The following is a 16,185-nucleotide window of genomic DNA, read 5'->3' on the forward strand; positions in this document are numbered from 1 at the left end:
GCGGAATCCCTGAATGGCAATCGGTTTCATCAAGAAGATCTTCTCCTTCGGCAAGGGCACTGTCGAGGAAACCAAGCCGCAGGATGCCGCGCCGGAAGCGGACGCCGCGGCCGCGGTTCCGGCTGAAGCGCAACCGGCGCCGAAGCCGGCTGTCCCCGAGGAGATTGCCCCGGTCGACGTGCTCGTCGACGAGCTCGTTGCCGAGCAGCGCCCGGCCGAAGAAACCTCCGAAGAGCTGCTTGAGCCGCTGTCGGACCTCGAAGCCCTGCCGCTTTCCGTCGAGGACCCGATCCTGCCGGCCGAGATCGAGACCGCAGGCGGACCGGCACCGGACGAGGCCCGCGGCGACGAGGACGTTGTCGTCGGCAACGAAGCTGTCGCGTCTGTTGAACCCGCGGCAGAACAGGAAGAGCTGTCCCCGGCAGCGCAAGAGGCGCTTGAGGCCTACGCAGCACTTCAGGAAACCGTACCGGAAGAACCGCCTGTCGAGCCGGAGGATCTGGCCGAGCAGGAAGAACTCGCCGCCGTTGAAGATCGACCGATCGGCGGGGATGCAAGCCACGACGCGACTGCCGATTCGGAACCTGCCGCGGAAATCATCGAAGAAAGCGACAGTGTCCCCGAGGCGCCAGTCATCGAAGCGCCAGTCATCGAAGCGCCCGTCTTCGACGCCCCCGTCGCCGAAACGCCTGTCGCGGCCAGCCTGCCGAAGGGGTTTGCCAGTGCTGCCGAGCGCGCAATGGAAGAGCCAGCTGCCGCGCCGCAGCCCAAACTCAGCTGGTATCAGCGCCTGCGCCGCGGGCTCGCCCGCACCTCGTCGCAACTGACCGGCCAGATCGCCAGCCTCTTTACCAAGCGCAAGCTCGACGAAGCGACGCTGCAGGATCTGGAGGATCTGCTGATCCAGGCCGATCTCGGCGTCGAGACAGCGATGCGCATCACCGACACGCTCGCCTCCGAGCGCTACGGCAAGGATGTTTCCGGCGAGGACGTGTCGCGCATCATGGCCGGCGAGATCACCAAGGTGCTGTCGCCCGTCGCCAAGCCGCTGGAACTCGATCTCAGCCACAAGCCGCACGTCATCCTGGTGGTCGGCGTCAACGGCACCGGCAAGACCACGACGATCGGCAAGCTTGCGGCCAAGCTGTCAGGCGCCGGCCTCAAGGTGATGCTCGCCGCCGGCGACACCTTCCGCGCCGCCGCCATCGAGCAGCTGAAGATCTGGGCCGAGCGCACCAAGTCCGATATTGTCTCCTCCAAGCTCGGCGCCGATGCAGCCGGCCTCGCCTACGAGGCGTTCCAGCAGGCGCGCGAAAAGAAGGCCGACGTGCTGATCATCGACACCGCCGGCCGGCTGCAGAACAAGGCCGAGCTGATGGCCGAACTCGAAAAGATCGTGCGCGTGCTCGGCAAGCTGGATCCGGATGCGCCTCACACGGTGCTGCAAACGCTCGACGCCACCACCGGCCAGAACGCGCTGCAGCAGGTGGAGATCTTCCGCAATGTCGCCGGCGTCAGCGGGCTGATCATGACCAAGCTCGACGGCACGGCCCGTGGCGGCATTCTCGTGGCCATCTCGGCCAAGCACAAGTTGCCGGTCTATTTCATCGGCGTCGGCGAAGGCATCGACGATCTCGAACCGTTCGAGGCCAAGGATTTCGCCGAGGCGATCGCGGGCGTCGCCGCCTGACGGCGGACTCACACCATCTCATATTGAACACGCGGCGCCATACAGCGACCTTTGCGCGCCTGTTCAGGCGCGCAAAGGTCGCTGTAACATTTTGATCTGCTGCATAATTTTGTGCCTAGATCGATTCCGATTAAGGGAATTATGCAGTGGCGTTTGCGCAAGCTGGCTGCCTTGATATGGTTTTGCCGCAAAGCTGGTGTTATGAGCGGCAGGCACATGCGAAAACAGGATCCCGAAATGTCGACGATCGAGGCTACCAAGCCGCAGAAGGAAGTCAGCCCGCTGTTGAAGCTGGTGCTGGAACTGGGACCATTGATGGTCTTCTTCTTCGCCAATTCCCGCGGCGAGTGGCTGGCAGGGCATTTTCCGACGCTGGCCGAACTCGGCGGCCCGATCTTCGTGGCGACGGGCCTGTTCATGGCCGCGACCGCAATCGCGCTCGCCGTTTCCTGGATGCTCACCCGCACGTTGCCGATGATGCCGCTGATCTCCGGCATCGTCGTGTTCGTCTTCGGCGCGCTGACGCTCTGGCTGCAGAACGACACCTTCATCAAGATGAAGCCGACGATCGTCAACACGTTGTTCGGCACGATCCTGCTCGGCGGGCTTCTCTTCGGCAAGTCGCTGCTCGGCTACGTCTTCCACTCCGCCTTCAAGCTCGACGAGGACGGCTGGCGCAAGCTCACGGTGCGTTGGGGCGTGTTCTTCCTCGTTCTCGCCGCCCTCAACGAGGTCGTCTGGCGCTCGTTCTCCACCGATTTCTGGGTAGCGTTCAAGGTCTGGGGCACGATGCCCATCACCATCCTGTTTACACTGGCGCAAATGCCGTTGATCATGAAGCATTCGCTGGAACAGGATAGCGCCGAGTGAGCACCGCCATCGACGGCAACGACAGCCAGAACCGGCGCGCGCTCATCTGGTTTGCAGCCTGTGTCGGCGTTCTCGCCATACAGGTCATCACCCAGCATCTGATGGGCCGTATCTGGATCTGCGAATGCGGCTACGTCAAGCTGTTCGAGGGCGTGGTCAAATCGAGCGGCAACTCCCAGCACATCGCCGACTGGTATACGCCGTCGCACATCATCCACGGCTTCCTGTTCTACGGTCTCGGCCACCTGCTTCTGCGCGGCAAGCCGCTGACCGCCAAGCTGTTCCTGGCGATGGCCATCGAATCCGCCTGGGAGATTGCCGAAAACACCCCAATGGTTATCAACCGCTATCGCTCGGCGACGATCTCGCTCGACTATTTCGGCGACAGTATCCTCAATTCGACGATGGACACGCTGGCCATGGTCGCAGGCTTCATGTTCGCCGCCCGCATGCCCGTCTGGCTGACGGTGGCAATTGCCATCGGCTTCGAACTCTTCACCGGCTGGCTGATCCGCGACAACCTGACCCTCAACGTGCTGATGCTGGCCTGGCCGCTGGATGCGATCCGCGAATGGCAGGCGGGGATTTAGTCGAGCCGGTCTTCGCCGTTCCCCTCGTCCCCTCCGTCGCTGCCCTGCGGAGTAACGGTAGTCGTGCATGTCGTCGAGGCAATGCGGATGGATTGGGGTAGGCGGCAGGCAGGCCGGATAAGGGGCGCATTGCTGATAAAAGCGCTGAAGGCGCTCAAGATCCAGCGGCGGCCTTCTCGATGGCCGGCATCAGCCCTTCCCTAACGCTCTTCTCGTCGAACGGTCCGACGCGCTTGTAAAGGATCGTGCCGTCGGCACCGACGAGATAGGATTCGGGAATACCGTAGACACCCCAATCGATCGCCGCCTTGCCGCGCGGGTCGATGCCGACGGCGGCAAAGGGATTGCCAAGTTCGCCCAAGAACCGCAGCGCGTTTTCGTTCTGGTCCTTGTAGTTGATACCGACGACCGTCAGCCGCTCGTCCTTCGACAGTTCGAGAATGAACGGATGCTCCTGCCGGCACGGCACGCACCAGGACGCCCAGACATTGACCAGCGTCAGCTTGCCCTTGATCGCCGCGTCGGTCAGCGCCGGCATCGGCTGACCATTTCGGGTCGCACCTTCGAGCGGCGGCATGTCGAGTGTTGGCGCCTTGGTGCCGATCAGCGCCGAGGGGATCTCGCTCACATCCTTGCCGGAATTGAGCTGGCTCCAGAAGATGGCGGCAAGCGCCGCGAAGATCGCGAGCGGCAGAAGGGCAAGACCGACGCGCAGGGCTCCCGGCTTGCGCTCCTCGCTACCGGGTGCGGGGGTGCTGGTCATCTGGGCTCTCCGGTTGATGCTTCCGCCGAGCGCCGGCGCACGCCTGACGCTTCGAGTTCACGCAGCTCACGCTGGCGCGCCCGTCCGTCGGCGATCACCCAGAGACAGAGGCCGACGGCAGTCAGCGTCGCGATCCCGTAGCTGGCAAAAACATAAGCTGCATGGCTCATCATGGGATCAGGCCTCCCGACCGGCACTGCGGGCCGCGAGCCGGCGAAGCGACGTCACGCGCCGGCGCCAGATCTCGTTGCGCATGGCAGCGATATGCAGCGTGAAGAACAGAAGCGTAAAGGCGATGGCCATGACGACGAGCGGGCGGAGGAACTCCGGGTCGATCGTCGGGCCGTCGAGCCTGAGCACACTGGCCGGCTGGTGCAGCGTGTTCCACCATTCGACCGAAAATTTGATGATCGGAATGTTGACGAAGCCGACCAGCACCAGCACGGCCGAGACGCGCGACGAACGCGCCGGGTCGTCCATGGCGCGGTTGAGCGCCATCAGCCCGAGATACATCAGAAACAGCACGAAGACCGATGTCAGCCGCGCGTCCCACACCCACCAGGCGCCCCACATCGGCTTGCCCCAGAGCGAGCCGGTGACGAGCGCCAGAAAGGTAAAACAGGCGCCGATCGGCGCTGCGGCCCGCGACGACACGTCGGCAAGCGGATGCCGCCAGACGAGCGTGCCAAGCGCAGCCAGCGCCATGACCGAGTAACACATCATCGACAGCCAGGCCGCCGGCACGTGCACATACATGATGCGCACCGTCTCGCCCTGCTGGTAATCGCCTTCCGTCGTGAACGACAGCCAGAGACCGACGACGAAGAAAAGCGCCGTCAGCGCCGCGAACCACGGCAGAACGCGATCGGCCAGCGCCAGAAACCGCGTCGGGTTGGCGAGATCGCTGAATTTGCGGATAGCCAGGCTGTTTTCGCTCATGATGGCTCTTTAACGCTTTAGGCCTCTTGCTGCAATTGATCCCCGTCAATCACGAGATCACGATGATTTTTGTGCCGCATCAACCCAACGATCATAAACCTCATCGATTTTAACAGGTTAGAGCGGGATAGCGGCGGCAAACCGCAAACACTTTCGCCCTTTCCCGCACCATCCGCGTCAGTCGGACGCATGACGAAGCGCCGCGGCGGCGGCAACAGGCCCGATGACGGCAAAAAACAGGGTGATCGCCATCAGGATCATCAAGGGCGGCAGAAACGGGGCGGGATCCTCGATCGCCGCGTAAACGGCGCTGACACCGAAGATCAGCACCGGAATGGCAAGCGGCAGCACCAGGATCGAGACCAGCAGACCGCCGCGCGGCAACGACACCGCGACGGCAGCACCGACCGCACCGATGAAGGTGATGGCCGGGGTTCCGACGAGAAGCGTCAGCATGGTGGCGCCGATTGCAAGCTCGTCCATGTTCATGAACAGGCCGAGCAGCGGCGCGGCGATCACCAGCGGCAGGCCGGTGGCAGCCCAATGGGCCGCACATTTGACGAAAACGGTGACGAGCAGCGGCGTTTCCTGCATCAGCATCAGATCGAGCGATCCGTCTTCACGCTCCGCCTGAAACAGCCGGTCGAGGCCGAGCAGCGATGCGAGCAGGGCCCCGATCCAAAGGATCGCCGGGCCGATCCGCGCCAGCAGGTTGAGGTCGGGACCGACGCCGAAGGGAATGACGGCAACGACCGTCATGAAGAACAAGACGCCGATCATCGCGCCGCCGCCGGCGCGGATGGAAAGTTTCAGGTCGCGGAAGAAGAGCGCGATCACTTGCGGCGTCCCTTCATCTCTTTGCCGCTGGCCGCCTTATCACGCGTCATGCCACATGCCTCCGCCGACGCCGGAAAAGCCGGTCATCCGCAATTCCTTGATGCGCTCGAGCCCGAGCGGCTGGTGCGTCGCCGCGACGACGATGCCGCCGCGATCGAGATGCGCATTGACCAATCCGGCAAACAGCTTGTCGGCGCCGGCGTCGAGCGCGGCCGTCGGCTCGTCGAGGATCCAGATTGGACGGTAGGCGACAAGCAGCTTGGCCATCGCCATGCGGCGCTGCTGGCCGGCCGACAGATAGCCGAAGGGCAGATGCGCGATGCCGGGAAGGCCGACGGCCTCCACCGCTTCGACAAGGCCCTTGCCCGAGCCGCCCTGCGAATCACCCATGAAATCCTTCCAGAAGGAAAGATTTTCCGCGACGGTCAGTTCGCGCTTCATCGCGTTCCGATGACCGAGATAGTGGCTGATCTCCGATGGATGGCGCATTTCAGGAGGGCCGCTCTCAAGTTTCAGGCTCCCGGATTCAGCCATGAGAAGACCGGCCAGAACACGCAGCAAAGTCGACTTTCCCGAGCCGTTCGGACCCGTCACCACAAGGGCTTCGCCGGCACTAAGAGCAAAGGAAATATCGTTAAAAATCAGATCCTCGCCTCGCCTCGCACTCAGACCTTCAGCCAGCAGGCGCATGAATTTTCAGCTTCCCTTTACACTCTTTGCCGCAGGGCAAAAAAAAGTCCCGATTGGACCTTGGTTGGTCTGGCACGATTTGGAGAAATTATCTATAAGGCGGCCAACACGCCAGCGGTCGGCGTGAATTTCATCCTAGCGCCGAACATGGAATGAATTTCCACGTACGGACAGCGGAAATGGCCGCACCCGCATCCCAATTCGCGCTTCATTGCGCTCGGGCGTTCGTACGTCAGTTTTTGGCGATCAGACGGAACGGGGTATTATCCAGTGTCCAAGTCCCTAGACAGTTTCAATTGTCGCTCCACGCTCACCGTCAACGGTGTCGACTACGTCTATTACAGCCTGCCCAAGGCTGAGGCGAGCGGTCTCGCCGGCGTTTCGAAGCTCCCCTACTCGATGAAGGTGCTGCTCGAAAACCTGCTGCGTAACGAAGACGGTCGCTCCGTCACCAAGAAGGACATCGAGAACGTTGCGGCTTGGCTGAACGACAAGGGCACCGCCGAAAACGAAATCGCCTACCGCCCGGCCCGCGTCCTGATGCAGGACTTCACCGGCGTTCCTGCCGTCGTCGACCTCGCAGCCATGCGTGACGCGATGGTCTCGCTCGGCGGCGATCCGGAAAAGATCAACCCGCTCGTGCCCGTCGACCTTGTCATCGACCACTCGGTCATCGTCGACGAATTCGGCACCCCGAACGCTTTTGCCCGCAACGTCGAGCTGGAATATCAGCGCAACGGCGAGCGCTACCGCTTCCTGAAGTGGGGCCAGCAGGCGTTCAAGAACTTCCGCGTCGTGCCGCCCGGCACCGGCATCTGTCACCAGGTCAATCTGGAATATCTGGGCCAGACCGTCTGGACCCGTGACGAAGACGGCGAAATCACCGCCTACCCGGACACCTGCGTCGGCACCGACAGCCACACCACGATGATCAACGGCCTTGGCGTTCTCGGCTGGGGCGTCGGCGGCATCGAGGCTGAAGCCGCCATGCTCGGCCAGCCGGTTTCCATGCTGCTGCCCGAGGTCATCGGCTTCAAGCTGACCGGCAAGCTCAAGGAAGGCGTCACCGCCACCGACCTCGTGCTGATGGTCGTGCAGATGCTGCGCAAGAAGGGCGTGGTTTCGAAGTTCGTCGAATTCTTCGGCCCCGGCCTCGACAACATGACGCTCGCCGACCGCGCCACCATCGGCAACATGGGTCCGGAATACGGCGCCACCTGCGGCTTCTTCCCGGTCGACAGCGAAACCATCAACTACCTCACCATGTCCGGCCGCGAAGAGCAGCGCATCGCGCTGGTCGAAGCCTACTCCAAGGCTCAAGGCATGTGGCGCGAGGGTGACGGCTCCGAGCTGGTCTTCACCGACACGCTGGAACTCGACCTCGGCGACGTTGTCCCCGCTATGGCTGGTCCGAAGCGTCCGGAAGGCCGCATTCCACTGGAAAGCATCGCGTCCGGTTTCGCAACCGCGCTCGAAGGCGACTACAAGAAGCCCGGCCAGCTTTCGAACCGTTACGCCGTCGAAGGCACCGACTTCGATCTCGGCCATGGCGACGTTGCCATCGCGGCGATCACATCGTGCACCAACACCTCCAACCCGTCGGTCCTGATCGCCGCCGGCCTTCTCGCCCGCAACGCTGTTGCCAAGGGCCTGAAGTCCAAGCCGTGGGTCAAGACCTCGCTGGCACCGGGATCGCAGGTCGTCGGCGAATACCTCGCCAAGTCGGGCCTGCAGAAGGACCTCGACGCGCTCGGCTTCAACCTCGTCGGCTTCGGCTGCACCACCTGCATCGGCAACTCCGGCCCGCTGCCGGGCCCGATCTCGAAGACGATCAACGACAAGGGCCTGATCGCCGCTGGCGTTCTGTCGGGCAACCGCAACTTCGAAGGCCGTATCTCACCGGACGTTCAGGCGAACTACCTCGCCTCGCCGCCGCTCGTCGTCGCCTACGCGCTTGCCGGCACGGTCCAGAAGGATCTGACCAACGAGCCGCTCGGCGAAGACCAGAACGGCAACCCGGTCTTCCTCAAGGACATCTGGCCGACCTCCAAGGAAATCCAGGAGTTCATCTTCAAGTACGTCACCCGCGAACTCTACGCGACCAAGTATGCCGACGTGTTCAAGGGCGACGAGAACTGGCAAGCCGTTCAGGTTCCTCCGGGCCAGACCTACGCCTGGGACGACGGTTCGACCTACGTGCAGAACCCGCCTTACTTCGTGGGCATGGGCAAGTCCGGCTCGGGCATCTCCGACATCAACGGTGCGCGCGTCCTTGGCCTGTTCGGCGACAAGATCACCACCGACCACATCTCGCCGGCCGGTTCGATCAAGGCTGCCTCGCCGGCGGGTGCTTACCTCATAGGCAATGGCGTCGGCGTCGCCGACTTCAACCAGTACGGTACGCGTCGTGGCAACCATGAGGTGATGATGCGCGGCACCTTTGCCAACATCCGCATCCGCAACCACATGCTCGGCCCGAACGGCAAGGAAGGTGGTTACACCATCCACTATCCGTCGAAGGAAGAGATGTCGATCTACGACGCCGCCATGCAGTACAAGGAAGAGGGCGTTCCGCTCGTCATCTTCGCCGGCGTCGAATACGGCAACGGCTCGTCGCGCGACTGGGCTGCGAAGGGCACGAACCTTCTCGGCGTCAAGGCCGTGATCGCCCAGTCCTTCGAGCGCATCCACCGCTCGAACCTGGTCGGCATGGGCGTCATCCCGTTCGTCTTCGAACAGGGCACGACCTGGGAATCGCTGGCTTTGAAGGGCGATGAGATCGTCACCATCGGCAACCTCGCCAATGTCCAGCCGCGCGAAAAGCGCGTCGCCAGGATCATCTACGGCGACGGCAGCGTGAAGGACGTTCCGCTCGTCTGCCGCATCGATACGCTCGACGAAGTCACCTACGTCAACAACGGCGGCATCCTGCAGACGGTTCTGCGCGACCTCGCCGCCTGATCGCTCTGGTTGTCTGAAACATTGAAGGGCCGGGATACCGCAAGGTGTCCCGGCCCTTTCACATTCCCTTTGGGGTTGCCTGCCCATATCCTCACTCCAACGTGACTTCCCGTTGAAGCATCGGCGTCGTATGTAATGGGCTTCCCCGTGAAGTAGGCCTGTCGGCCGGCAATGAAGTGACGCCATGACATTCGCAGACAGATTTTTCCTTTGCCCTGTTGCAATGGCTTTCGGGCTTTTTGCGGCAGCGTCGGTTCCGGCCATGGCGGAGGACGGCAAGGTTATCAAGGGCGTCGTCGAACTCTTCACCAGCCAGGGCTGTTCCTCCTGCCCGCCGGCCGATGCCGCATTGAAGAAGCTGGTGGATGACGGCGACGTGGTGGCGCTGTCCTATCATGTCGATTACTGGAATTATCTCGGCTGGAAGGACACACTCGCCTCAAGCGAGAACACCGACCGGCAATATGCCTATGCGCGGATGCTCGGTCGCAACGGCGTTTATACGCCGCAGGCGATCCTCAACGGCCGCGATCATGTCAACGGCGCCAATCTGCAGGCGATCAAATCCCGGCTCGACATCATGAAGGCCGCCGGCAAGGGGCTTGCCGTTCCGGTCGAGGCGAAGATCAACGGCGACGAGATCTCGATCAAGGTCGGCGCGGGTGATGGCAAGGCCAATGTCGTCGTCGTCTATTTCGATCGGGCGAAGATCGTCAATGTCGAGAAAGGCGAAAACAGCGGCAAGGAGATCGCCTACTGGCACGCCGTGCGTGATATCCAGACCATCGGTATGTGGGATGGCAAGCCGGCAACCTTTACCCTTCCTGCAACGGTCCTGACGGAGCAGCGTGGCAAAAGCGGCTGCGCGGTGCTGTTGCAGTCGATGAAGGATGCCGAAACCCCGGGGGCGATCATCGGCGCGACGGCCGTGCTCGCTGGCCCACAGGGCAAACTGTGAGCGGCTGCAGAATTCCTTACAGCGCCGCGCGTCTATTTAGACGCACAAAGGTCGCTGTAACACTTTGAGTTGCTGCATAATTTTGTCCTTAAATCGATTCCGATTTAAGGAATTATGCAGGAGGGGTGGTTCGGCCCGGCAGCATCGAGGGGCTGGGGCTGAGGGTTCGAAGTTACCGGACCGAACCGGCCATGACTGCGTTCGTTGAAGGTCACGCAGCATGACGATCTGACCGGACATACGGTGGCAACGACTCTGTCCGTCAGCGCCTGCGAGTTTTGCGGTGAATTGGGGCGGCGATTTGACTGAAATGGGGCAGAGGCAAGAAATGCCGTCTGTACCCAACGGCTTCCGGCTGGTTCCGGCTTGCTTTTCGGCTCGTGTCAGGCAAACTGTTATCGTTCTGTCACAACAGAAGGCCGGATTGCCGATGACCGATGAGCCGGATTTGCCGCGAGGCCAGGCGCGACATCAGCGCCCGACCACTTCCGAAGTGGTCGTCGATCTTCACGAATACAAGAACGCCCGGAATGCCCCTCCCATCACCTTTCACCGTCGCGAACTCGACCAGATCCTGTGGATCTACGGCCGCATGGTCGGCGAAGGCGAATGGCGAGACTACGCCATCGACCACATGAGCGACCGGGCCGTCTTCTCCGTTTTCAAGCGATCGGGCGAGATGCCTCTCTACCGCATCGAGAAAAATCCGAAACTGGCGGCCAAGCAGGGCGCCTACAGCGTGCTCAACATTCACGGCACGATCCTGAAACGCGGACACGAGCTCGGGCCGGTGCTGAAGGTCTTCGACAAGGCGCTCAAGCTGGTCAAAACCTGAGAGACCGGTTCGAGGCCGATCGGAGGTCCGAGCCCGGGCTCATGGACCGGATGGCTGTGATAACACCGGCCCTCAGGCTTGATAAAGTGTATCTGGGTAAACGCCCTCCGGCGGATCGCTCGTCAATCCATCGCCAAGCGCAAGCTGCATGATCGCGGTATCGAGCCACCGGCCATGCTTGAAGCCGGTCGCCTTCATCAGCCCCTGATGTTCGAAGCCGGCCGAGCGGTGGACGGCGATCGATGCAGGATGGGCCCCGCCGATAACCGCCACCATCTGGCGAAATCCAAGCGCGGTGCAGCGCTCGACCAGTTCGACCAGCAACATCTTTCCTGCCCCCTTCCCACGCGCCGATGGCGCGAGGTAGATCGAATCCTCGACCAGGAAGCGGTAGGCCGTGCGCGTGCGAAAGGCGGAGGCATAGGCGTAGCCGACGATCGTGCCCGCCTCGTCGAGGGCGACGATATAGGGATAGCCATGGCCTATGATGGTGGAGAAGCGTGTTGCCATCTCCGCCTCCGACGGAGGCACGATCTCGTAGGTCGCGACGCCGTTCAGAACGGATTCGCGGTAGATTTCGGCGATGGCGGGCAGATCGGAGACGGTGGCGTCGCGTAAGGTCAGTGGCATGGACGGATCTTGAAGGTTCTTCGATTTCCCCATTCAGTCACACGGATCGCACCGATCGATCAAGCCTTTTCCTGGTAACAAAAAAGGCGGCCGAAGCCGCCTTTTCCGTCAATCTCTTCAGGCTTAGTTGTTCCGGTTGCCCAGGAACTGCAGCATGAACATGAACAGGTTGATGAAGTCGAGGTAGAGCGTCAGGGCACCCATGATCGCCTTGCGGCCGGCCACGGTGCTGTCATCGGCATCGTAGTACATTTCCTTGATCTTCTGCGTGTCGTAGGCGGTAAGGCCTGCGAAGATCAGCACGCCGATTACCGAGATCGCGAAGCTAAGCGCCGAAGAGGCGAGGAAGATGTTGACGATCGACGCGATGATGACGCCGAACAGACCCATGATCAGGAACGAGCCCATGCCGGACAGGTCCTTCTTCGTGGTGTAGCCGTAGAGCGACAGCGCGCCGAAGGAGGCGGCGGTGACGAAGAACGTCTGCACGATGCTCTGGCCGGTGAAGACCATGAAGATCGACGACAGCGAAACGCCCATCAGAGCCGCATAGACCCAGAACGTCATCTGCGCAGCAGAAACGCTCATGTTATTGATGCGGAAGCTCATGAAGAACACGAGACCCAGCGGAGCGAGCATGACGACCCATTTCAGGGGCGACGCATAGAGAAGTTGGGCGAATGCCGGATTGGAGACGGCAAGCGCGAATGTTCCGTAAGCTGCCACACCGGTAATCGCCAGGCCGAGGGCCATCAAGTTGTAGACCTTCAGCATATACGTGCGAAGGCCTTCGTCGATCACGGCACCCGCCTGAGCGCCGGCGGGCGACATTCGGGTTTGGTAGTTTCTCAGATCAGCCATTGTTTCCTCATTTAAGCCCCGGTTGAACTTACGGTGTCGGGCGGATGACCTGACCGATCGGCCATCATCCCATGCCCAGGCGCCGCTGCGGGGCTCCAGCATGCCTGTGGATAAATATGATGCCGAAAGCCCTTGCGTACAAGACCTTTAGACCCCTGATTCGGCACAGCCTGAGCGTTTATGGCCTTGCATCACAGGGATTTACGGTTAACTCCGTCAGCTCAAAGCTCCCGCAGAACCGGCGCCGCCTTCTGACCCAGCACACGCCAGGTGCCTGCAAGCCCGATGCCGACCGTCATCACCAGTGCAATGACGACCGTGGCGACGGCCACATCCGGCAGGAAATTCGACGGCAGCTTCATGATCCGGCTAACGACGAACCAAGCGGAAACACCGCCCGCAAACAGCGCAAAGACAGCGGTTGCAAGGCCAAGGATGATGTATTCGTAGCTGAAGGCACGGATCAGCGTCGCGCGTGTGGCACCCAGCGTCTTCAGCACCACCGCATCGTGGATGCGCGCCCGATTGCCCGCGGCAAGCGCGCCGGCCAGCACCAGGACGGAGGCGACAAGCGCGACGGCGGCAGCGGCACGGATCGCCGTTGCCAGTTGTCCGAGAAGCCCGTTCACAATGTCGAGAGCATCCTTTACCCGCACGCTCGTGATCGTCGGATAGGCGTTGGTAACGGCCTTCAGCACCGTCGCCTCCTCGTCGGGCGTCGCACCGGGATCGATCACCGTTGCCAGCCACGCATGCGGCGCGCCGGCAAAGGTGTTGGGCGAGAACACCATCACGAAGTTGATCGACAGCGATTCCCATTCGACATTGCGGAAATTGGCGATCTTGGCGGTGATGTTGCGGCCAAGCACGTTGACGGTCACCATGTCGCCGATCTTCAATCCGAGTTCGCGCGCCTCTTCCGCGGAGAACGACACCAGCGGCTCGCCGCTATGGTCAGGCGCCCACCAACTGCCCTCGGCAAGCGTCGAATTCTCAGGCTTGTTCTTGGCATAGGTGATGCCGCGGTCGCCGCGCAGCACCCATTGACCGCTCGGCGGCACGTTGCGGCTGTTCACGTCCTCGCCGTTGAAGGCGATGATGCGGCCGCGCAGCATCGGCACCTCGATGACCTTGCCGTTCGGCATCGATTCGTTGAGGAGCGTGCGGAACCCTGCGATTTCACTTCCCTGGATATCGACGAAGAAGAAATTGGGTGCCCGCTCGGCCATGTCGCCGGTCAGTTCGCGCCGCAGATTGCCATCGATCAGCGCGAGCGTGACGAGTAGAGCAAGGCCGAGGCCGAGCGACAGCACCACCGAAGGCGTCAGCGCCCCTGGCCGATGGATGTTGCCGATCGCCAGTCGCAGCGCCGGCGAGTTGACGCGCGGACTGCGGCGCGCCAGCCACGAGATCAGCAGCGAAACGAGGCGCAGAACGATGAAGGCAAAGGCGATCGCCCCCAGGAAGACCAGCGAGATGTAGCGGTCGTAGGCGGTCCAGATCGCAAGCCCGGCAAGCGCGATCAGGCAGGCAAGCGCGCCGACCAGATAGGGCCATGCCGGAAAACCGGTCGGGTCGAACCCCTGCTGGCGAAAGAGCGCCGTCGCCGGAATGCCGCGGGCCCGGCCGAGCGGAAGGATGGCAAAGGCCAGCGCCGTCAGCACGCCGAACAGTGCCGCGATGCCGAGCGCACCCGGATAGAGCCGGAACTCGGTTGAAATGGGCAGCAGGTCGGCGAGAAACTGCGCGGCGACGAAGGGGATGAGCGCACCGAGAACAAGCCCGAGGCCGATGCCGATCAGCGCGATCAGCAGGATCTGCGAGAGATAGATCATCGCCACCAGCGAGGCGGGCGCGCCCAGGCACTTGAAGGTGGCAATCACGCTGCGCTTCTGGTCGAGATAGGCGCGCACGGCATTGGCGACGCCGACGCCGCCGACGATCAGGGCCGTGAGCCCGACGAGCGTCAGGAACTGCGAGAAGCGGGTGATGTTGGCCGTCAACGACGGAGCGGCGTTGGAACTGGTGCGGATCGACCAGCCGGCCGAAGGAAAGCGCGTCTCGGCGTCGCTGCGGGCAGCAGTGACCCGGGTCGGATCGCTCAGCTTCACCTTGTAGCCGTGCTCGACAAGACTTCCCGTCTGCACGAGCCCCGACGCGGCGAGCGCTTCGGCGGAAACCATCAGGCGCGGCGCGAAGCCAAAACCGTCGGAGAGCGCATCCGGTTCGCGCACGATCGTGCCTGAAATCCTGATGCGGGCATTGCCGAGCAGGATTTCGTCGCCGACGGAAATGCCGAGGCGGTCGAGCAGCAGCGGTGCGGCCACCGCACCGAACACGTCGCCCTGCTGCGCCAGCAGACTGCCAAGCGGCTGATCCGGTTGGCTTTCCAGCCGACCATAGAGCGGATAGGCCGCATCGACGGCCTTCAACTCGACGAGCGCCTGGTTCGAGCCATCGGGCAAACGCGCCATCGAGCGCAGTCCGGCCGAAACCGAGACGGGCCCAAGTCCGTCGAGGAACGCACGTTCCTCTGTCGTCGCCACCCGATTGTTGAGCTCGAAGCGGATGTCGCCGGCAAGCAGATCGCGCCCCTGGGACGCGATCGTCGCGGTGATGGATTGCGACAGCGAGTTGACGCCGGCGATCGCCGCCGTGCCAAGCGCAATGCAGGCGAGGAAGATGTAGAACCCCCTGAGGCCGCCGCGCATTTCGCGCAGCGCCAGCCGCAGGGCGAGCAGAGGACGCAGACGGATCGAGAGGACCTCGCTCATGCCGATGCCGCTTCCTGGCGCTGCGTTTCGACGGTCGGTTCGAGCGCGCCGCTGGAGATGATCTCGCCGGAGCGCACCCGCACCTGCCGCGAGCAGCGCGCCGCCAGCGCCGCGTCGTGGGTCACCAGCACGAGTGTCATGCCCCGGTCACGCTGTTCGGCGAAAAGCAAATCGGCAATCTGTCGTCCCGTCTCGGCGTCGAGATTGCCGGTCGGTTCATCGGCGATCAGCAACTTTGGCGACGGCGCGAGCGCACGCGCGATCGCCACGCGCTGCTGCTCGCCGCCGGAAAGCTGGCCCGGATAGTGGCTGAGCCGCTCGCCGAGGCCGACAGCCACGAGCTCTTTGCGCGCGATCTCGAAGGCGTCGCGGACATTGGCGAGTTCGAGCGGCACGGCGACATTTTCAAGCGCCGTCATGTTGGGGATGAGGTGGAAGGATTGGAAGACGATGCCAATGTTGCGGCCGCGAAAATCGGCCACGCGGTCCTCGCTCAGCCGATGCAGCGGCGTGCCGTCGATGACGATTTCGCCGCGATCGAGCCGTTCGAGACCGGCGAGCACCATCAGCAATGTCGACTTGCCCGAACCGGAGGGCCCGACGATGCCGACGGACTCGCCCGCGTCGATTGTCAGACTCATGCCTTTCAGCACATGCACCGAGGCCGCAGCTTCGCCGAGGGTGAGGTCAGCATTTTTGAGCTCGATGATGGTACTGGCCAAGCGAAATAACCCTATATGAAACGGAAAGAGAAAAAGAAAACGGCTCCCGCGATTTAGGAACAGAC

At 62.5% G+C, this 16,185-nt stretch carries 15 protein-coding genes; 6 read left to right on the forward strand and 9 right to left on the reverse strand.

Going from position 1 to position 16,185, the window contains the following annotated elements; translation table 11 throughout:
- Positions 1 to 13 precede the first annotated feature (13 nt).
- The 3 genes from ftsY (at position 14) to BC360_RS06905 (ending at position 3,150) form a co-directional block, all read left to right on the forward strand.
- Positions 14 to 1,690 carry a signal recognition particle-docking protein FtsY gene (gene ftsY / locus BC360_RS06895; RefSeq protein ID WP_065794685.1) on the forward strand — a complete coding sequence of 559 codons (1,677 nt, stop codon included), beginning with the start codon at positions 14 to 16 and terminating at the stop codon, positions 1,688 to 1,690.
- Positions 1,691 to 1,927: 237 nt separating this feature from the next.
- Complete coding sequence (locus BC360_RS06900; RefSeq protein ID WP_139109943.1) at positions 1,928 to 2,560, forward strand: septation protein A; 633 nt, start codon at positions 1,928 to 1,930, stop codon at positions 2,558 to 2,560.
- Positions 2,557 to 3,150 (forward strand): DUF2585 domain-containing protein, encoded by a 594-nt coding sequence (locus BC360_RS06905; protein ID WP_065794686.1) that lies wholly within the window; start codon positions 2,557 to 2,559, stop codon positions 3,148 to 3,150. Before BC360_RS06900 ends, BC360_RS06905 begins: the two co-directional genes overlap by 4 nt.
- Before the next feature lie 154 nt (positions 3,151 to 3,304).
- On the opposite strand, the gene BC360_RS06910 is transcribed toward BC360_RS06905, so the two are convergent.
- From BC360_RS06910 to ccmA, 5 genes are all read right to left on the reverse strand, one after another.
- Positions 3,305 to 3,913: a DsbE family thiol:disulfide interchange protein gene (locus BC360_RS06910; protein WP_065794687.1), complete on the reverse strand. Its 609-nt coding sequence runs from the start codon at positions 3,911 to 3,913 to the stop codon at positions 3,305 to 3,307.
- Positions 3,910 to 4,086 carry a heme exporter protein CcmD gene (gene ccmD / locus BC360_RS06915; RefSeq protein ID WP_202618630.1) on the reverse strand — a complete coding sequence of 59 codons (177 nt, stop codon included), beginning with the start codon at positions 4,084 to 4,086 and terminating at the stop codon, positions 3,910 to 3,912. Before ccmD ends, BC360_RS06910 begins: the two co-directional genes overlap by 4 nt.
- Before the next feature lie 4 nt (positions 4,087 to 4,090).
- The gene (locus BC360_RS06920) at positions 4,091 to 4,852 is read right to left on the reverse strand and encodes a heme ABC transporter permease (protein WP_053251644.1); all 762 of its coding nucleotides are present in this window, start codon (positions 4,850 to 4,852) and stop codon (positions 4,091 to 4,093) included.
- A gap of 177 nt (positions 4,853 to 5,029) precedes the next feature.
- Positions 5,030 to 5,689, reverse strand: a complete 660-nt coding sequence (gene ccmB / locus BC360_RS06925; protein WP_065780482.1) for a heme exporter protein CcmB — start codon at positions 5,687 to 5,689, stop codon at positions 5,030 to 5,032.
- Positions 5,690 to 5,728: 39 nt separating this feature from the next.
- Positions 5,729 to 6,379, reverse strand: coding sequence for a heme ABC exporter ATP-binding protein CcmA (gene ccmA / locus BC360_RS06930; RefSeq protein WP_065794688.1), 651 nt, complete (start codon positions 6,377 to 6,379; stop codon positions 5,729 to 5,731).
- A 270-nt stretch (positions 6,380 to 6,649) separates the two neighbouring features.
- Here ccmA and acnA point away from each other — a divergent pair, with 270 nt between their 5' ends.
- The 3 genes from acnA to BC360_RS06945 all read left to right on the forward strand — a co-directional run bounded on the left by acnA (position 6,650) and on the right by BC360_RS06945 (position 11,133).
- A complete protein-coding gene (gene acnA, locus BC360_RS06935) occupies positions 6,650 to 9,340 on the forward strand; it encodes an aconitate hydratase AcnA (RefSeq protein WP_065794689.1) in 2,691 nt (896 codons plus the stop codon).
- A 184-nt stretch (positions 9,341 to 9,524) separates the two neighbouring features.
- Positions 9,525 to 10,298 (forward strand): DUF1223 domain-containing protein, encoded by a 774-nt coding sequence (locus tag BC360_RS06940; RefSeq protein WP_065780475.1) that lies wholly within the window; start codon positions 9,525 to 9,527, stop codon positions 10,296 to 10,298.
- 430 nt (positions 10,299 to 10,728) lie between these two features.
- The gene (locus BC360_RS06945) at positions 10,729 to 11,133 is read left to right on the forward strand and encodes a DUF2794 domain-containing protein (protein ID WP_065780811.1); all 405 of its coding nucleotides are present in this window, start codon (positions 10,729 to 10,731) and stop codon (positions 11,131 to 11,133) included.
- Positions 11,134 to 11,205: 72 nt separating this feature from the next.
- Here the strand turns inward: BC360_RS06945 and BC360_RS06950 are convergent, their stop codons facing one another.
- The 4 genes from BC360_RS06950 to BC360_RS06965 all read right to left on the reverse strand — a co-directional run bounded on the left by BC360_RS06950 (position 11,206) and on the right by BC360_RS06965 (position 16,120).
- Positions 11,206 to 11,763: a GNAT family N-acetyltransferase gene (locus BC360_RS06950; RefSeq protein WP_065780810.1), complete on the reverse strand. Its 558-nt coding sequence runs from the start codon at positions 11,761 to 11,763 to the stop codon at positions 11,206 to 11,208.
- A gap of 123 nt (positions 11,764 to 11,886) precedes the next feature.
- Positions 11,887 to 12,624 (reverse strand): Bax inhibitor-1/YccA family protein, encoded by a 738-nt coding sequence (locus BC360_RS06955; RefSeq protein WP_065780467.1) that lies wholly within the window; start codon positions 12,622 to 12,624, stop codon positions 11,887 to 11,889.
- Positions 12,625 to 12,845: 221 nt separating this feature from the next.
- On the reverse strand, positions 12,846 to 15,398 hold the full coding sequence (locus tag BC360_RS06960; RefSeq protein ID WP_065794690.1) for an ABC transporter permease: 2,553 nt from the start codon (positions 15,396 to 15,398) through the stop codon (positions 12,846 to 12,848).
- A complete protein-coding gene (locus BC360_RS06965) occupies positions 15,395 to 16,120 on the reverse strand; it encodes an ABC transporter ATP-binding protein (protein WP_065780458.1) in 726 nt (241 codons plus the stop codon). Before BC360_RS06965 ends, BC360_RS06960 begins: the two co-directional genes overlap by 4 nt.
- Positions 16,121 to 16,185 lie beyond the last annotated feature (65 nt).

The organism is Ensifer sp. LC163, from assembly GCF_001695855.1.
Lineage (GTDB): Bacteria > Pseudomonadota > Alphaproteobacteria > Rhizobiales > Rhizobiaceae > Ensifer.